At 65.6% G+C, this 15,423-nt stretch carries 14 protein-coding genes; 8 read left to right on the forward strand and 6 right to left on the reverse strand.

What is annotated here, in order from left to right:
• Window positions 1–57: 57 nt before the first annotated feature.
• The gene (gene suhB / locus Aeroheme_RS08575) at window positions 58–861 is read right to left on the reverse strand and encodes an inositol-1-monophosphatase (protein ID WP_106886543.1); all 804 of its coding nucleotides are present in this window, start codon (window positions 859–861) and stop codon (window positions 58–60) included.
• Window positions 862–1,061: 200 nt separating this feature from the next.
• Between suhB and Aeroheme_RS08580 the strand changes: the two genes are divergently transcribed.
• From Aeroheme_RS08580 to emrD, 8 genes are all read left to right on the forward strand, one after another.
• Window positions 1,062–1,517 (forward strand): hypothetical protein, encoded by a 456-nt coding sequence (locus tag Aeroheme_RS08580; RefSeq protein ID WP_163148681.1) that lies wholly within the window; start codon window positions 1,062–1,064, stop codon window positions 1,515–1,517.
• 131 nt (window positions 1,518–1,648) lie between these two features.
• Window positions 1,649–2,257 (forward strand): glutathione S-transferase family protein, encoded by a 609-nt coding sequence (locus Aeroheme_RS08585; RefSeq protein ID WP_290029709.1) that lies wholly within the window; start codon window positions 1,649–1,651, stop codon window positions 2,255–2,257.
• A gap of 31 nt (window positions 2,258–2,288) precedes the next feature.
• Window positions 2,289–2,951: a glutathione S-transferase family protein gene (locus tag Aeroheme_RS08590; RefSeq protein WP_411167092.1), complete on the forward strand. Its 663-nt coding sequence runs from the start codon at window positions 2,289–2,291 to the stop codon at window positions 2,949–2,951.
• Between the two features lie 210 nt (window positions 2,952–3,161).
• Window positions 3,162–4,694: an ABC transporter substrate-binding protein gene (locus Aeroheme_RS08595; protein WP_411167093.1), complete on the forward strand. Its 1,533-nt coding sequence runs from the start codon at window positions 3,162–3,164 to the stop codon at window positions 4,692–4,694.
• Window positions 4,691–5,653 carry an ABC transporter permease gene (locus tag Aeroheme_RS08600; RefSeq protein ID WP_411167094.1) on the forward strand — a complete coding sequence of 321 codons (963 nt, stop codon included), beginning with the start codon at window positions 4,691–4,693 and terminating at the stop codon, window positions 5,651–5,653. The genes Aeroheme_RS08595 and Aeroheme_RS08600 overlap by 4 nt, the downstream gene beginning before the upstream one ends.
• A gap of 2 nt (window positions 5,654–5,655) precedes the next feature.
• Window positions 5,656–6,462, forward strand: a complete 807-nt coding sequence (locus Aeroheme_RS08605) for an ABC transporter permease (RefSeq protein ID WP_290029715.1) — start codon at window positions 5,656–5,658, stop codon at window positions 6,460–6,462.
• Window positions 6,459–7,889 (forward strand): ABC transporter ATP-binding protein, encoded by a 1,431-nt coding sequence (locus tag Aeroheme_RS08610; protein ID WP_411167095.1) that lies wholly within the window; start codon window positions 6,459–6,461, stop codon window positions 7,887–7,889. The genes Aeroheme_RS08605 and Aeroheme_RS08610 overlap by 4 nt, the downstream gene beginning before the upstream one ends.
• 287 nt (window positions 7,890–8,176) lie before the next feature.
• Window positions 8,177–9,376, forward strand: a complete 1,200-nt coding sequence (emrD, locus tag Aeroheme_RS08615; RefSeq protein ID WP_106886551.1) for a multidrug efflux MFS transporter EmrD — start codon at window positions 8,177–8,179, stop codon at window positions 9,374–9,376.
• Between the two features lie 118 nt (window positions 9,377–9,494).
• On the opposite strand, the gene Aeroheme_RS08620 is transcribed toward emrD, so the two are convergent.
• From Aeroheme_RS08620 to Aeroheme_RS08640, 5 genes are all read right to left on the reverse strand, one after another.
• Window positions 9,495–10,640, reverse strand: a complete 1,146-nt coding sequence (locus Aeroheme_RS08620) for a Gfo/Idh/MocA family protein (RefSeq protein WP_411167096.1) — start codon at window positions 10,638–10,640, stop codon at window positions 9,495–9,497.
• Window positions 10,637–11,722, reverse strand: coding sequence for a sugar phosphate isomerase/epimerase family protein (locus Aeroheme_RS08625; RefSeq protein WP_411167097.1), 1,086 nt, complete (start codon window positions 11,720–11,722; stop codon window positions 10,637–10,639). Before Aeroheme_RS08625 ends, Aeroheme_RS08620 begins: the two co-directional genes overlap by 4 nt.
• A gap of 150 nt (window positions 11,723–11,872) precedes the next feature.
• Window positions 11,873–12,841 (reverse strand): substrate-binding domain-containing protein, encoded by a 969-nt coding sequence (locus tag Aeroheme_RS08630; RefSeq protein WP_411167098.1) that lies wholly within the window; start codon window positions 12,839–12,841, stop codon window positions 11,873–11,875.
• Between the two features lie 115 nt (window positions 12,842–12,956).
• Window positions 12,957–13,949, reverse strand: a complete 993-nt coding sequence (locus Aeroheme_RS08635) for an ABC transporter permease (protein ID WP_111913207.1) — start codon at window positions 13,947–13,949, stop codon at window positions 12,957–12,959.
• On the reverse strand, window positions 13,930–15,417 hold the full coding sequence (locus Aeroheme_RS08640; RefSeq protein ID WP_411167099.1) for a sugar ABC transporter ATP-binding protein: 1,488 nt from the start codon (window positions 15,415–15,417) through the stop codon (window positions 13,930–13,932). The genes Aeroheme_RS08635 and Aeroheme_RS08640 overlap by 20 nt, the downstream gene beginning before the upstream one ends.
• Window positions 15,418–15,423: the final 6 nt, after the last annotated feature.

A 15,423-nucleotide genomic window follows, 5' to 3' on the forward strand; every position in this document is an offset into this window, starting at 1 on the left:
CCAGTCGGCTGGGCCGACTGGCATTTTTTTCAAGGGTTCGTGACTTACTTGGCCAGCTTATTTAGCCAAAGAATCCGGCAGGTTCTCGCGGATCTTGCCGAGCATCTCTTTCAGGACGCGCGGGTTGGCAACCACTATGTTGCCGGAGTTTTCGTAGTTGTGACCACCCACGAAGTCGGTGACTATGGCACCGGCTTCCTTGGCCAGCAGCTCACCGGCGGCCGTTTCCCAGGGCTTCAGGCCGATTTCCCAGAAACCGTCGATGCGGCCAGCAGCCACATAGGCCAGATCCAGGGCGGGGCAGCCGGCGCGGCGGATATCGGCACATTCGATGAACATGCTCTGGAACATCTTCAGGTACGGCTCGATGTGGTGCTTCTGCTTGAACGGGAAACCGGTGGCCAGTACGGTGCCAGCCATCTCTTTGGCCTTGCCGACACGGATGCGGTAGCCGTTCAGCTGGGCGCCGTTGCCACGGGTGCTGGTAAACAGCTCGTCACGAATGGGATCGTAAACGACGGCTTGTTCGGTCTTGCCCTTGACGCGCAGGGCGATGGAGACGGCAAAGTGCGGAATGCCCTTGACCAGGTTGGTCGTGCCATCCAGTGGGTCGATGATCCATTGGTAATCCGGATTGGTACCGGTAATCTCACCAGACTCTTCAGCCACTATGCTGTGTTCCGGGTAAGACTTCTTGATGGTGTGAATGATGGCCGCTTCGGCTTCACGGTCAACGTTGGTCACGAAGTCGTGGCTGCCTTTTTGGATAGCCTCGATGTTCTCGGGCTGGGAGAAGGCTTTTACTACAACTTGACCGGCGTTGCGCGCAGCGCGCACGGCGATATTCAGCATCGGATGCATAGGTTCACCACTGGATGTTAAAGAACGGGGGATAAAAGGACGCGGTATCTTACCAAGATATTCTGGAATAGCAACCATGGTACCCGCATTCGGTCATGGCGGGTGCTGGCAGATCTGACGGCTCCAATAAAGACCTGTTATCGGCTAGTCTTATCGCGACAGCCGGTTAACAGGCTGTGGTGAGCATCGGGACATGAGCCATGAATCTGTCATTAGTCAGTCAAAAACCGTCGGCAGCGACGACATTGGGGGTGCTGGCCGCACTGCGTGCCGCCAGCGGATACGGGGATTACTTCACCGAGGTGAGGGTCGCACAACCGGATCGGTGGCAACCGTCGAAGGAGGAGGCGGCCATCTTGCTGCTGGAAGAGGATGATGCGGCATGGCCGGAGCCAGTCTGGCCCGCTAGCGGCACTGCCCTGGGCTTGCCCGTGCTGCCCCTGCTGGTGCATCGACAATATGACAGCCCTCCCCAGGGGCCGGATGTCAGGGACCCGCGTTTTTACTTCGTATCCAATGGCATAGTGCTGGATGAAACTGAGCTCGCGGATCCCGCCTGCAGCCTGGTCCTGCAGAGCAAGTTAGAGTCCTATTTCCCGCTTCTCTCCCGCCTCATCCTGCTGCGTCAGCGTCAACCCCTGGTGCTGTGCAGCTGATTGCTTCCCCCCTTCTTTGGGCTGTTCAAGCGGCGCAATATTTGTCATAACAGACCGATATTGCGCCGCTTGGCTGTTGTCCCCTGTGGGGATGGGAAGCGGCCCGCTGTGTTCCTGTCAACGGAGGTGAGATGAAGGTCTATGAGTTGAAACGTGCCCCCAACGCCCGCCGGGTCAGGATGTTTCTGGCGGAGAAGGGGGTCGAGATGACCTATCAGCAAGTGGATCTGGGGGCAGGGGAGAACCTTGAACCGGCATTTCTGGCCAAGAACCCGGCGGGGCGCATTCCTGTGCTCGAGCTCGATGATGGCACCTGTCTCAGCGAGACTGTGGCCATCTGCCGCTACTTCGAGGAGCTCAACCCCGAGCCCAACCTGTTTGGCAACACGGCGCTGGAGCGCGCCACCATAGAGATGTGGAGCCGTATCGTCGAATTCAATCTCTGGCTGCCCACCGGCATGGCGTTTCGCCACATCACCGGCTTTTACCAGGATCGCGAGACCGTCTTCCCCGAGTGGGGGGAGGAGTGCAAGCAGCAGGCCCTGGCATGGTTTGCCAGGCTCGATGCCCGTCTTGCCGAGGTGCCCTATGTGGCAGGAGATCGCTTCACCATCGCCGACATCCTGGCCCTGTGCACCATCGACTTTGGCAAGGTCGTCGGTCTTCGCATCGCCCCGCACCAGCATCACTTGCAGGCCTGGCATGAGCGGGTGAGTGCCCGTCCCAGCGCCCAGGCCTGATCATTACGTTTGAACGTCCAAGGAGTCCAAGATGATAGATTTGTACACTGCCGCCACGCCCAATGGGTTCAAGGTGTCGATCGCCCTCGAGGAGCTGGGCTTGCCTTACAAGGTGATCCCGCTGGATTTCTCGACCATGGAGCAGAAGAAGCCCGAGTTTCTGGCCATCAACCCCAATGGCCGTATTCCGGCCATTGTCGATCGGGATAACGGTGACTTCGCCGTGTTCGAATCCGGCGCCATCCTGCTCTATCTGGCGGAAAAAACCGGCAAGCTGCTGCCGCAAGATCCCAAGCGCCGCTCCCAGGCCATCCAGTGGCTGATGTTCCAGATGGGCGGCGTCGGCCCCATGATGGGGCAGGCCAACGTCTTCTACCGCTACTTCCCCGAGAAGATCCCGGCGGCCATAGAGCGCTACCAGAAGGAGGGGCGCCGTCTGTTCGAGGTGCTGGACGGTCACCTGGCACATCATGAGTACCTGGCCGACGAGTACAGCATCGCCGACATCGCCACCTGGCCCTGGGTGCGGATCTATGACTGGAGCGGCATCTCCATCGAGGGTCTGCCGCATCTGCAGGCCTGGATGGCGCGCATGGAGGCCAAACCCGCCTGCCAGAAGGGCATCACCATACCGCCGCGCAACGAAAGTCCCGAGGATCTGGTCAAGCGGGCGCAGCAGATGGTGACCCGCTAGCATGATGAGGATGGCTCTATGACGGGCCATCTCTTTTTATGATCGCCGCCCCATTGCCTGCCCTTCACGCCTGCTGGGCCTCTCACCTGCTCACCCCTTTCCCGCTGTAAATAAGCCATTTATCAAATATGGAAAGTCATTCATTCCGATTAATTGTTATGTTATAACGCCACCTTTCAGTTGGTAATCATTATCGTTTGGATGGAATGGATGACAAAAATACACAGCTGTTCGGGATGGTGCGCATTGGCACTGCTGGTGGGGATGAATGCCGCTCACGGCAAGCCGCTGGCCATGGTGGGGCCCTGGGAGATCCACAGTGTCGACCCTGCCAGCAACGGGGTCTTCTTTACCCGCATGCAGGTGGCGGAGACCCTGGTCGAGGTCGAGGTCGACGGCCAGGGCAATCTGCAACCCGGACTCGCCAGCCAGTGGTCAAACTCCGGGGATGGTTTGCAATGGCGATTCACCCTGCGCCCCGGGGCCCGCTTTCACGATGGCAGCGAGGTGAGCGCCGAGCAGGCCGCCTTTGCCCTGCAGCAGGCCTGGCGCAAACCCGGCGTCATGACCAGCGCCCCCATAGCGTCCATTGAGGCCCGCGAGGGGGCTCTGCTGGTCACCCTCACCGAACCCTTCGCCCCCTTGGCTGCCGTGCTGGCTCACCCCAGCACCCAGATCCTGGCGAAGGAGGCCTATGATGCCAGGGGGGAGGTGATCCAGGTCATCGGCTCAGGCCCCTATCGCATCACCCGGTTGCAGCAGCCCCAGCGAGTCGAAACCGAGCGCTTCGATGGCTGGCAGGGCCCCCAGCCTGCCATCTCGCAGGTGAGCTACCTGACGGTGGGCCGTGCCGAGAGCCGCACCCTGATGGCCGAGAGCGGTCAGGCAGACATCGCCTGGGGGCTGGATCCGGTCAGCATCCGCCGCTTGCAGCAGGCGCCCCGGGTCGCCATCGCCTCCGTCACCCTGCCGCGCACCATACAGCTCAAGCTCAATGGGGCCGATCCCCTTCTGAAGGATCCAGCGGTGCGCCGCGCCCTCAGTCTCGCCATCGATCGCCGTGGCATGGCGGCGGCCCTGCTGCGGGATCCCGAGATGGCGGCGACCCAGCTCTTCCCTCCCACCCTGGGGGAGTGGCATCAACCCGGGCTGACCCCGCTCGCCTATGACGTCAAGGCAGCTCAGGCGGCCTTGGCGGCGGCAGGCTGGCTGTTGGGGGCGGATGGTGTGCTGCACAAGGGGGAGGAGCGCTTCGCCCTGACTCTGCGCACCTTCCCGGATCGCCCTGAACTGCCCCTGTTAGCTACGGCACTGCAGGCGCAGTGGCAGGCGGTGGGGGTGGATCTCAGGGTGGCGGTGGGCAACTCGAGCGAGATCCCGGCCGGGCATCAGGATGGCTCGCTCCAGCTCGGCCTCTATGCCCGCAACTATGCCCTGGTGCCGGATCCCCTGGTCACCCTGTTGGGGGATCTGGCCCCGACAGGTGCCGACTGGGGGGTGATGAACTGGCAATCCCCGACCATGGAGCAAAAATTGGCCCGCCTTGGCAAGGAGACCCTGCCCGCCGGGGAGGCCGCGGCACTGCGCCGTGACATCGCCACCACCCTGCAGCAGGAGTTGCCGCTGCTGCCCATCGCCTGGTACCGCCAGAGCGCGGCAGTCAACCGTGCGCTGAAGGGCTTTGAGCTGGATCCCCAGGAGCGCAGCTACCGTCTGGACACACTGACATGGAGCGCCCAATGACAGCGATTCCCTTCTCCGCCGTCATGGGGATCCTGGGTCAGCGGCTGGTGCAGGCGCTGATGGTGGCCCTGCTGGTGGCCGGGCTCTGCTTTCTGATGGTGCAATCCCTGCCCGGAGACCTCGCCTTTCGCATCGCCGCAGGCCGCTACGGCTATGACTATGTCACCGCCGAGGCCGCCAATGCGGTGCGCAGCGAGCTAGGGCTGGCCGGTTCGGCCCTCTCCCGCTTCGCTGACTGGCTGGGCGCCCTGCTGCAGGGGGATCTCGGCAGCTCCCTGGTGACGGGGGCGCCTGTGGCAAGCGAAGTGGCTCACCACCTGGGGGCCACCCTGTCCCTGGCGGTGGCCGCCGTGGCCTTGGCCCTGGTGGTGGCGCTGCCGCTCGGCAGCCTGAGCGCCCTGCGCCCCGGAGGATGGTGTGATCGCCTGACCCTGGGCTGGAGCGTGCTGATGCGTGCGCTGCCTCCCTTCCTGCTCGGCCTGGTGCTCATGGTGCTGCTCTCGGTGGAGCTGGGCTGGGTCAGCGCCGCCGGCCACGGGGAGGGGAGCAACCTGCTGCTGCCCGCCCTCACCCTGGGGCTGGGGCTCTCGGGGGTACTCTCCCGGGTGGTGCGCGAGAGCGTGCTCACCGTGGTGCAGTCCGGCTATTACCGCTTCGCCCTGACCAAGGGGCTCTCGCCCGCCCGGGTCTTCAGGCGTCACGGCCTGCGCAACAGCGGGGTCAGCGTCATCGCCTATACCGGCGTGCAACTGGTGCTGCTTATCGAAGGGGTAGTGGTGGTGGAGAGCCTGTTCGCCTGGCCCGGCATCGGCCATGCCCTGGTGCACGCCATCTTCTGGCGCGACATCCCCATGGTGCAGGGCACCGTGCTGGTGCTGGCGGCGCTCTTCGTGCTGCTCAATACCCTGACGGATCTGCTCTGTCTCGCCATCGATCCCCGCGGTCCCAAGGAGTCCTGATCATGTCTTTCTCTGTCAAAGCGGGAGCAAGCCTGCTCCTGCTGGTGGTGCTGTTTGCCCTGCTGGGCCCAATGCTCTGGCCCGATCCCGCCGCCCAGGATCTGGTGCAGTTCCTGGCCGAGCCCTCATGGCAGGAGCCGCTCGGGCGCGATCAGATGGGCCGCAGCCTGATGGCGCGGCTCGCGGCGGCGACCCGGCTCTCCCTGCTGCTGGGGATGCTGTGCGTCCTGACGGCGGCCCTGCTGGGATCCTTGCTGGGCTGGCTCTCAGCCTGGCGCGGTGGCTGGGTTGACGGCCTGCTGCGCAGCCTGGCCGACGGCGTGCTGGCCCTGCCGAGCCTGCTGCTGGTGCTGCTCTTCTCCGCCATGGCCCAGGGGGGCTTCGCCATCCTCTATCTCGGGCTGGCCATGGCCCAGTGGGTGGAATACTACCGGGTGGTGCGGGCCCGCAGCCGGGCGCTGCTCGCCTCGCCCCAGGTGGAGGCGTCCCGGCTGCTGGGCTTTGGTAACGCCCACATAGTGCGTCGCCACCTCTGGCCCGAGCTGGCCCCCCAGCTGCTGACCATGATGGCCTTTGGCCTCGCCGGGGCCATCCTGACCCTCTCGACCCTGGGCTTCGTCGGGGTGGGCATCCAGCCGCCCACCCCCGAGCTTGGCCTGATGATGACGGAGGCGCTGCCCCACTATCAGGAGGCGCCCCGCCTGCTGCTGGCCCCCATCCTGGTGATGGGAATGATGCTGCTGGCCCTGGTGCTGCTCAATCAGAAGGGCACTCTTCACACCCCATCCCCACAAGGAGTCACCCCATGACGACCATTCATATCAAGGGCCTGCAGGTGGATGACGGCCGGCAGACCCTGTTGCAGGCACTGGATCTCACCCTGCTCCCCGGCAGTGCTTTGACCCTGATAGGGGAGAGCGGCTCGGGCAAATCCCTGCTGGCCCACGCCCTGATGGGGACGCTGCCCGCCCCCCTGCGAGGCCGGGGTGAGATGGCGATGGGCGGCCGGCATCACAGCCTGGCGGACCCCCAGGCCCTGCGCACCCTCTGGGGGCGGGAGCTGGCCATGCTGCCCCAGGAGCCTGTGCTGGCGCTGGACCCCACCATGGGGCTGCTGCCCCAGGTGGAGGAGGGCTGGCTGACGGGAGGCAAGGAGGCGCGCTCGCGGGCGCGGGACGCCCTGGCGCGGCTCGGGCTCGCCGGGCGGGAGCGCCACTTCCCGCACCAGCTCTCCGGGGGCATGGCCCAGCGCGCCGCCTTTGCCGCCGCCACCCTGGGGCAGGCCCGTTTGCTCATCGCCGACGAACCGACCAAGGGGCTCGACAGCCGGGCCAGCGCCAGGCTGCAAACATTGCTACAGGACTATCTGACCGAGGGACGCCACCTGCTGACCATCACCCACGATCTGGCCCTGGCACGGGCGCTGGGGGGCTGGGTGCTGGTGGTCAAGGGGGGTGAGGTAGTGGAGCAGGGGCCCGCCGAGCAGGTGTTGCAGACACCTTCCCATGCCTACAGCCGCGCCCTGCTGGCGGCAGAGCCGTCTGCCTGGCCCGAGGCCGTGCATCCCCCGACCGGCGACTGGCTGCTCAGGGGGGAGGGGCTCGCCATGGGTTACGGGGAGCAGACCCTGTTCGAGGGGCTGGATCTGCCACTGGCCCGAGGGGAGCGGCTCGCCATCATGGCGCCGAGCGGTGCGGGCAAGAGCACCCTCGGCAATGTGCTGCTGGGGTTGCAGCGCCCGCTGCGGGGGCGGGTGCTGCGTCAGGGGGGCATAGCCCCCCACCGCTGGCAGAAGCTCTATCAGGATCCGGTGCAGGCCTTCGCCAGCCGGGTGCGCCTCGCCACCCAGTTTGACGATCTGCTGCGCCTGCACAGGCTGCCCCGCCAGCCCCTCATCGACTATCTGGCGAGGCTAGGCCTCGATGAGCGGCTGCTGACTCGGCTGCCGAGCCAGGTGTCGGGGGGAGAGCTGCAACGGCTGTCGCTGATCCGGGCCCTGCTGCTGCGCCCCGTGCTGCTCTTTGCCGATGAGCCCAGCTCCCGGCTCGATCCCCTGAGCCAGCAGCAGACCATCGCCTGCCTGCTAGGGGCGCTGGGGGAGATAGGCTGCGCCCTGCTGCTGGTGACCCATGACGAGGCGCTGGCAGGCAAGGTCGCCAGCCGCTGCCTGCGACTGGGGGCGGCTGGCACAACTGAGCAAGAGCTGGTGCCCACCGAGTTGAGACGGGTGGGCTAAGGGGAGCGAGGCGCCTGGGCACAGGCGCCCGCTCCCTTTCGATGTCGCTTCGACGGGGCCGATGACCCCGTCACATTAGAAAAACTTGGGAAAGCAGATTATAAAGATTCGTTCGTTTTTTGTGACATGAATCACTAAGATCACCGCAAGCCAAAGAGCGTCCTGCTCCTGGCGGGTGCGGGTCCTCCGCCTTGCGTTTCACCTTTGATCAACCCTGTTTATTGGATCCCCTCTGCGGTTTTCTGCCAGAGGCGGGCAGCTTTTCGATGATTTTTCGGGACTGAGATATGTATCGGCACAGTTTTTATCCGCTGTTTTTCCTGACCATTCTGATGGTCGCCGTGGGCCAGATGACCCAGACCCTCTATGTGCCCTCCATTCCCATGATGGCGGGGGACTTTCATGTGGCCTCCGGCCAGTTGCAGGCGGTGATGGCCTGCTACCTGATCCCGTACGGCCTCTCCCAGTTCGTCTACGGTCCGCTGTCTGATCGCATCGGCCGGCGCCCCGTGCTGCTCATCGGCATGATGGTGTTTCTGGTGGGCACCCTGACCATTCAGCTGATCCCGCACTTTGCCGCCCTGCTGGCCGGCAGCTTCATCCAGGGGCTGGGCACGGGAGCCGGTGGCGCCATGAGCCGGACAGTGATGCGGGATCGCTACAGCGGTGCCGAGCTCAACCGCGCCAACAGCCTGGTGAGCATGGGGGTGATCTTCTCCCCATTGCTGGCCCCCGTGCTGGGGGGCTGGCTGACCGAGCTGTTCAACTGGCGCGCCGGCTACTGGTTCCTGTTCGGCTTCGGCGCCCTGACCACCCTGGCCCTGCTGGCCTGGTTTGGCGAGACCCTGCCGGCGACCGCCCGTCAGCAGCCACTGCGGGTCGGCGCCGCCTACCGCCACGTGCTCGGCAACCCGCGCTTCCAGGGCAACCTGCTCTGCCTGATGGCGACCTTCGCGGGGCTCGCGGTATTCGAGGCGGCGGCCGGGGTGCTGCTCGGCGACGTACTCAAACTGAGCGCCCGCACAGTGAGCGTGCTGTTCGTGTTGCCGCTGCCCGGCTACCTGTTTGGCGCCTGGCTCTCCGCCCGCTTGAGCTTCCGGCTGAGTCAGGGCAAGCTGATGCGCCTTGGCATCGCCTTCCTGGGGCTGGGGGCCCTCATCATACTGGTGCCAGGCCTGTTCGGGCTGGTGAGTGCAGCCTCTCTGGTGGGGGGCGCGGCCGTCTACTTCATCGGCAGCGGCATCCTCTACCCGACCGCCACCTCCTGCGCCATCGAGCCCTTCCCGGGTCAGGCGGGCACCGCCGGGGCCATCCTGGGGGGCATGCAGAACCTGGGGGCGGGTGTCGTGACCCTGCTGGCCGCCAGCTTCCCCATGGAGGGGCAGCTGACTCTGGGGGCCATCATGGTGGTGATGGTGCTGATCGTGGCTTTGAGCTTCCTCTGGCTGCGCCACCATGGCTCCCCCCACGAGCAGATGGCCGTCTGAGTGCATCCAGGTCAGGTGAAGAGCCCGCCCTCGTCGGCGGGCTTTTTATTGTCCGGCACCTGAAGGGGGAAGGCCGCCCGCCGGTTTTGCGGCGGGCCCCACCTTCCGCCATGGCGGGTCAGGAGAGCGGCAGCCAGCGTCCGTCGGCGGCGTGGCTGGCCAGGCTGGTCTCGATGAAGCGCATCCCCGCCACTCCGTCTTCCACAGTGGTGAGGGCCAGGCTCTCGGGGGGCGGCGCCTCCCCGGCCGCCAGGGCGTGGATCTGCAAGGCCGCGTCCGTGTAGAGCTGGGCAAAGGCCTCCAGATAACCCTCGGGATGACCGGCTGGCACTCGGCTGGCATGGCGTGCCGCGTCGCTCGCCACCCGGCCCCGGGTCAGCCGCTGGCTGGCCCCGCCAATGGGGGTCAGCCAGAGCTCATTGGGTGCCTCCTGGCGGAAGATCAGGCTGGCCTTGTCGCCATAGAGGCGGATCTGCAACCGGTTCTCCTCGCCGCTGGCGACCTGGCTGGCGTTGAGCGATCCGCGCATCCCCTCGGGGTAGCGCAACCAGACCTGCAGATGATCGTCCACCAGGCGCCCCGGCACGAAGCTGTGCAGTTCGGCAGCGAGCGCATTTGGCAACTGCCCGGTGATGAAGGCCGCCAGTTGGTAGGCGTGGGTGCCGATGTCGCCGAGGCAACCGGCTCGCCCGGCGCGGGCCGGATCTGCCCGCCAGTCCGCCTGCTTGTTCTGACCCGGTGGGATGGGGTTGGCGAGCCAGTCCTGCAGGTATTCCACCTGGACGTAGCGCAGCTCGCCGAGCTCACCGGCGGCGACCAGCTCGCGGGCGTGGCGCACCATGGGGTAGCCCGAATAGGTGTGGGTCAGGGCAAACAGCCGCCGCCGCTGGCGGGCGAGGCGGGCGAGTTCCTCCCCCTCGGCCAGGGTCAGCGCCAGCGGCTTGTCGCAGATAACGTGGATGCCGGCTTCGAGAAAGGCTGTCGCCACCGGGGCGTGCAGGTGATTGGGGGTGGTGATGGCCACCACCTCTATGCCGTCGGCCCGGGCCGCTTCGGCCCGGGCCATCCTGGCGTAATCCTCGTAGGCGCGGGCCGGATCCAGCCCGAGGGCGAGGGCGCTTGAGCGGGCATTGGCGGGATCGGCGGAGAGGGCGGCGGCGAGCAGCTCATAGTGATCGTCCATGCGGGCCGCCAGCCGGTGCACGGCGCCGATGAAGGCTCCCTGGCCGCCGCCGACCATGCCCAGACGCAGTCGTCTTGTCATCGCTTGTCTCCTTGCTTGCCGGCCGGATCCGCACTGAGACCGAGCAGGCTTCTGACCTCTTCCCGCGCCAGGCCGCTGCCGGCGAAGTCATCGAAGGGGCGCTCGGCGACCCGGATAATATGATTGCGAATGAAGTCGGCCCCCTCGGCGGCGCCATCCTCCGGGTGCTTGAGGGCGCACTCCCACTCCAGCACGGCCCAGCCGGGGTAGTCGTACTGGGCGAGCTTGCTGAAGATGGCGCCAAAGTCTATCTGGCCATCCCCCAGGGAGCGAAAGCGTCCCGCCCGCCCGAGCCAGGGGGCGTAGCCCCCGTAGACCCCCTGGCGCCCCGAGGGCCTGAATTCGGCATCCTTCACGTGGAAGGCGCGCACCCGCTCGTGATAGAGGTCGAGGAAGGCGAGGTAATCGAGCTGCTGCAACAGCATGTGGCTGGGGTCGTAGAGCACGTTGACCCTGGGGTGCTCGCCGGTCGCCTCGAGGAAGCGCTCCAGCGTGGCGCCATCGAACAAGTCCTCCCCCGGGTGCAGCTCGTAGCAGAGGTCCACTCCGGCCTCGTCAAAGGCATTGAGCAGGGGGAGCCAGCGCCGGGCCAGCTCGGCGAAGGCCTCCTCGACGAGCCCGGCGGGGCGCTGGGGCCAGGGGTAGAGATAGGGCCAGGCGAGGGCGCCTGAGAAGGTGACGTGGGCCTCGAGGCCAAGCCTTCGGGAGGCGAGGGCGGCCGCCTTGAGCTGATCGGCGGCCCACTGGGTGCGGGCGGCGGGCTTGCCGCGCACCGCCGCCGGTGCGAAGCCATCGAACAGGCTGTCATAGGCGGGGTGGACGGCCAGCAGCTGGCCTTGCAGGTGGGTGGAGAGCTCTGTGATGACCAGCCCCCGCTCGGCCAGCAGGCCGCTTATCTCGTCGCAATAGTCCTGGCTGGCCGCCGCCCGGGTCAGATCGAACAGGCGCGGGTCCGTCGGCAGTTGCAGGCCGCGAAAGCCGAGGCCGGCGGCCCAGTCCGCCAGGCCGGTGAGGGTATCGAATGGTGGCTTGTCCCCCATGAACTGGGCGAGGAAGATGGCCGGTCCCTTGATGGTCTTCATGGGCACTCCTGAATAAAGGCAGTTAACCCCCTCCCGGCCTCCCCCTTCACAAGGAGGAGGAGTAAAAACTCCCTCCCCTGCGAAGGGGAGGCTTGGGGTGGGGTCTGGGCTCCCGTGAAGGGGAGGCCGGGGTTCTTACATATGACAGCCTTAGAACGGGGAGTCGGGGAAGTAGAACTCCTTGGCCGTTTGCGGGGTGATCAGCACCGAGGGGATGATGGTGTTGGCTGGCAGGCGCTCGCCCTTGAGGCGAGCCTCTGCGGTCAGCATGATGGCGTCATACATGAACTTGGGGGAGTAGGAGACGTTGGCCTGGATGCGGGGGTCGCTGCCCTCCATCAGGTTCTTGATCGCCCCCTTGGCCCCGGCGCCACCAAACACCAGCTTGATGTCGGTACGCTTGGCCTGATCGATGGCCTTGAGCACCCCCACCGCCATGTCGTCATCGGCGGCCCAGACGGCGTCGATGTGCTTGAAGCGGGTCAGGAAGTCCTGCATCACCTTGAAGGCATCATCCCGGTTCCAGTTGCCATATTTGGCGTCGAGGATCTTGATGCCGCCATGCTGCTTCATCACCCCGCTGAAGGCCTCGAAGCGCTCGTTGTCCAGGGTGGTCGGAATGCCGCGCAGGGCGACTATGTCTCCCTTGCCGTTGAGGGTCTTGGCGATGAACTCGGCGGGCAGCTTGCCGAAGGCGGTGTTGTCCCCGGCCACATAGGCATCCTGGGCGCTGGTGTCCGTCAGCCCCCGGTCCACCACGGTGACATAGACCCCCTTCTGCTTGACCTGGGCCACCGGCTTGGTCAGGGAGGCTGACTCGAACGGGAAGATGACCAGCGTATCCATCTTGTTGACCGTCAGCAGATCCTGCAGCTGGTTGGCCTGTTCAGGGGCATTGGCGGCGGTCTTGACGATCACCTTGAGATCGGGATGGGCCTTCTCCAGATCCTCCTTGGCCTTGTTGGCCCACCAGACGATGCCGGCGGTGAAGCTGTGGGTCGCGGTCGGGATGGAGACCCCCAGTGTCATCTTCTCGGCTGCCGAGGCGCTGCCGGCAGCGATCATCAGGGCGCAGGCGCCCAGGGTGTGTAGCGTTAAGTTGTGTAGCATCTTGTTCATCTTGATAGCCTCTTGACTGTTGGGCTTGCGCCCGTTCCTTGTCGCAGGCGAGGGGAGACCCCGCCACTGGTGTCATTGCCGTTTCTTCGCTTTCATCTTCCTGTCCACAACAGCCTCAACGCCTGTGTTGCATGAAGGCAACCATGATGATCACTATGCCCTGCACGGCGGCATTGAGGTAAACACTGATGATGCTGGTCAGATTGAGGATATTGCTGATGACCGACAGCAGTATGGCGCCCACCAGGGTGCCGAAGATGCGCCCCTCTCCCCCCTTGAGGGAGGTGCCTCCTACCACCACGGCGGCGATGGCCTCCAGCTCCCACAAGAGCCCTGTGGTGGGGGTGGCTGAGCCCAGACGCGGCACATAGAGCAGGGTGGCGATGCCGACGCAGAGCCCGAGCAGCGCATAGGTGAGCAGCTTGACCCGATCGACCCGGATGGCGGCATAGCGCGCCACCTGCTCGTTGGAGCCGATGGCCTGCACATGGCGGCCGAAGGCGGTGCGGTTGAGCAGCAGCCCCCCCGCCAGCGCCACCAGCAGCAGGACCCAGACCGGGATGGGCACCCCCAGCAGGCTGCCGTAATAGACGGGGCTGTAGCTATCGCCGAGGGCATCGTCCAGGGTCAGGGCGCCGCCATCGGCCAGATAGGTCAGGACGGCCCGAAAGATGCCGAGGGTGCCCAGGGTGACGATAAAGGGCTCAATCCTGCCTTTGGTGATGAGCAGGCCGTGACCGGCGCCAAACAGCAGGCCGAGCAGCAGGGCCAGCCCTATGCCGAGCACAACCACCAGCAGGGGGGCATCCGCCAGCACCCCGGCGCCGAGCCGGTTCATGATGAGGATCATGGCCCCGGCGATCAGGGCGGCCATGGCACCGACCGAGAGATCGATGCCGCCGGACATGATAACGAAGGTCATGCCCACCGCTATGATGCCGATGAAGGCGGTGCGGGTCAGCACGTTGAGCAGGTTGTCCAGGGTGGCGAAGTCGGGGTTGAGCAGGGCGCCGAGCAGGCACAGCAGGATCAGCCCCAGCAGCGGGCCAGTCGCCGATAGCAGTGAGAGCAACCGCTCTTTGCGAGTATCAGTGGGTACCGGTTGCATAGGCGATCAACTCCTCTTCGGTCAGATGATGGGCGGGCAGCACCGCCTGGAGACGGCCGGCCCGCAGCACGGCGACTCTGTGGCACAGGCCGATCAGCTCGATCAGCTCGCTCGAGATGACGATGACGGCGCGCCCCTCGGCGGCCAGTCGCTGGATCAGGAAATAGATGTCACGTTTGGCGCCCACATCCACCCCCCGGGTGGGCTCGTCAAGGACGATGACCCTGGGGTCCGGGTGCAGGAACTTGGCGAGAGCCAGCTTTTGCTGATTGCCCCCCGACATCATGCGGGCCCGGGCCGAGTGGGAGCCGGCCTTGATGCCGAAGTCATTGATGGCCTGGGTGAGGGCCGCCTGCTCGGCCCCCTTGTCCAGCCAGGGGTGGGCATAGCGCGCCAGCGTCATCAGGGTGAGGTTCTCGGCCAGCCCGAGGTCGATGTGCAGCCCCTTGCCCTTGCGATCCTCCGGCAGATAGGTGAGTCCCTGGCGCATGGCGGCGAGCGGACTGTCGATGCGCACTGTCTTACCCGCCAATTGGATGCGGCCCCCCTGGCGCTCGCGCAAGCCGAGGATGGCCTCGAAGGCCTCGGTGCGACCGGCCCCCACCAGTCCGGCGAAGCCATAGATCTCGCCGCTGCGCACCTCGAAATCGAGGTCAGTCACCCAGCCGGGGACGCAGAGCCCGCTCACCGCGATGGCGATCTCGTTGCCCTCCGGCGGCGGCAGCCTGGGGGGGAACATGTCCGACATCTCGCGCCCTACCATGAGGTTGGCCATCTGTTGGCGGGTGAAGGCCGCCGTCTCCCCCCGATTGACGAAACGGCCATCACGCATGACTACCACCTCGTCGGTGATCTGCTTGACCTCGTCCAGCTTGTGGGAGATGTAGATGATGGTGGTGCCCTGGGCCTTGAGCCTGGCGATGAGGGCGAACAGCCGCGCCGTCTCCCCCGGGGTCAGGGTGGCGGTCGGCTCATCCATGATCAGCAGGCGGGCCTGGCGTGACAGCGCCTTGGCGATCTCCACCAGCTGCTTCTCCGCGACGATAAGCTGCCGTACCTTGGTGGCAGGGGCGCGTTGCAGCCCGACCTGCTCCAGATAGTGCTGGGCCCGGGTCGCCATGGTGCGCTCGTCCAGCAGACCGCCCCTGGTCAGCTCATGGCCGAGGAAGAGGTTCTGGGTCAGGGTGAGGTGTTCGGCCAGGTTGAGCTCTTGATGAATGAGCACTATGCCCGCCTGTTCCGCCTCGCGGGAGGAGAGCCAACTGCGCTCCTCGCCATCGATGCGGATCACCCCGGCACTGATGGGCTCGTAACCGGCGAGGATCTTCATCAGGGTGGACTTGCCGGCGCCATTCTCCCCCAGCAGGCCGTAGACCCGCCCCGGCGCCAGGCTGAAGTCGACCCCGTGCAGCACCCGGATGGGGCCGAAGTCCTTGCAGACGCCACTAAATTCGACACTGAGGCTCATCAGCTT

Origin of the sequence: Aeromonas sp. DSM 116730, from assembly GCF_046581335.1 — a bacterium.
GTDB classification, from domain to species: domain Bacteria; phylum Pseudomonadota; class Gammaproteobacteria; order Enterobacterales; family Aeromonadaceae; genus Aeromonas; species Aeromonas rivipollensis.

Bases quoted from the DNA above. Each gene is read 5' to 3' on its own strand.
- suhB (WP_106886543.1), bottom strand. From the start codon at position 861: ATGCATCCGATGCTGAATATCGCCGTGCGCGCTGCGCGCAACGCCGGT.
- Aeroheme_RS08580 (WP_163148681.1), top strand. From the start codon at position 1,062: ATGAATCTGTCATTAGTCAGTCAAAAACCGTCGGCAGCGACGACATTG.
- Aeroheme_RS08585 (WP_290029709.1), top strand. From the start codon at position 1,649: ATGAAGGTCTATGAGTTGAAACGTGCCCCCAACGCCCGCCGGGTCAGG.
- Aeroheme_RS08590 (WP_411167092.1), top strand. From the start codon at position 2,289: ATGATAGATTTGTACACTGCCGCCACGCCCAATGGGTTCAAGGTGTCG.
- Aeroheme_RS08595 (WP_411167093.1), top strand. From the start codon at position 3,162: ATGACAAAAATACACAGCTGTTCGGGATGGTGCGCATTGGCACTGCTG.
- Aeroheme_RS08600 (WP_411167094.1), top strand. From the start codon at position 4,691: ATGACAGCGATTCCCTTCTCCGCCGTCATGGGGATCCTGGGTCAGCGG.
- Aeroheme_RS08605 (WP_290029715.1), top strand. From the start codon at position 5,656: ATGTCTTTCTCTGTCAAAGCGGGAGCAAGCCTGCTCCTGCTGGTGGTG.
- Aeroheme_RS08610 (WP_411167095.1), top strand. From the start codon at position 6,459: ATGACGACCATTCATATCAAGGGCCTGCAGGTGGATGACGGCCGGCAG.
- emrD (WP_106886551.1), top strand. From the start codon at position 8,177: ATGTATCGGCACAGTTTTTATCCGCTGTTTTTCCTGACCATTCTGATG.
- Aeroheme_RS08620 (WP_411167096.1), bottom strand. From the start codon at position 10,640: ATGACAAGACGACTGCGTCTGGGCATGGTCGGCGGCGGCCAGGGAGCC.
- Aeroheme_RS08625 (WP_411167097.1), bottom strand. From the start codon at position 11,722: ATGAAGACCATCAAGGGACCGGCCATCTTCCTCGCCCAGTTCATGGGG.
- Aeroheme_RS08630 (WP_411167098.1), bottom strand. From the start codon at position 12,841: ATGAACAAGATGCTACACAACTTAACGCTACACACCCTGGGCGCCTGC.
- Aeroheme_RS08635 (WP_111913207.1), bottom strand. From the start codon at position 13,949: ATGCAACCGGTACCCACTGATACTCGCAAAGAGCGGTTGCTCTCACTG.
- Aeroheme_RS08640 (WP_411167099.1), bottom strand. From the start codon at position 15,417: ATGAGCCTCAGTGTCGAATTTAGTGGCGTCTGCAAGGACTTCGGCCCC.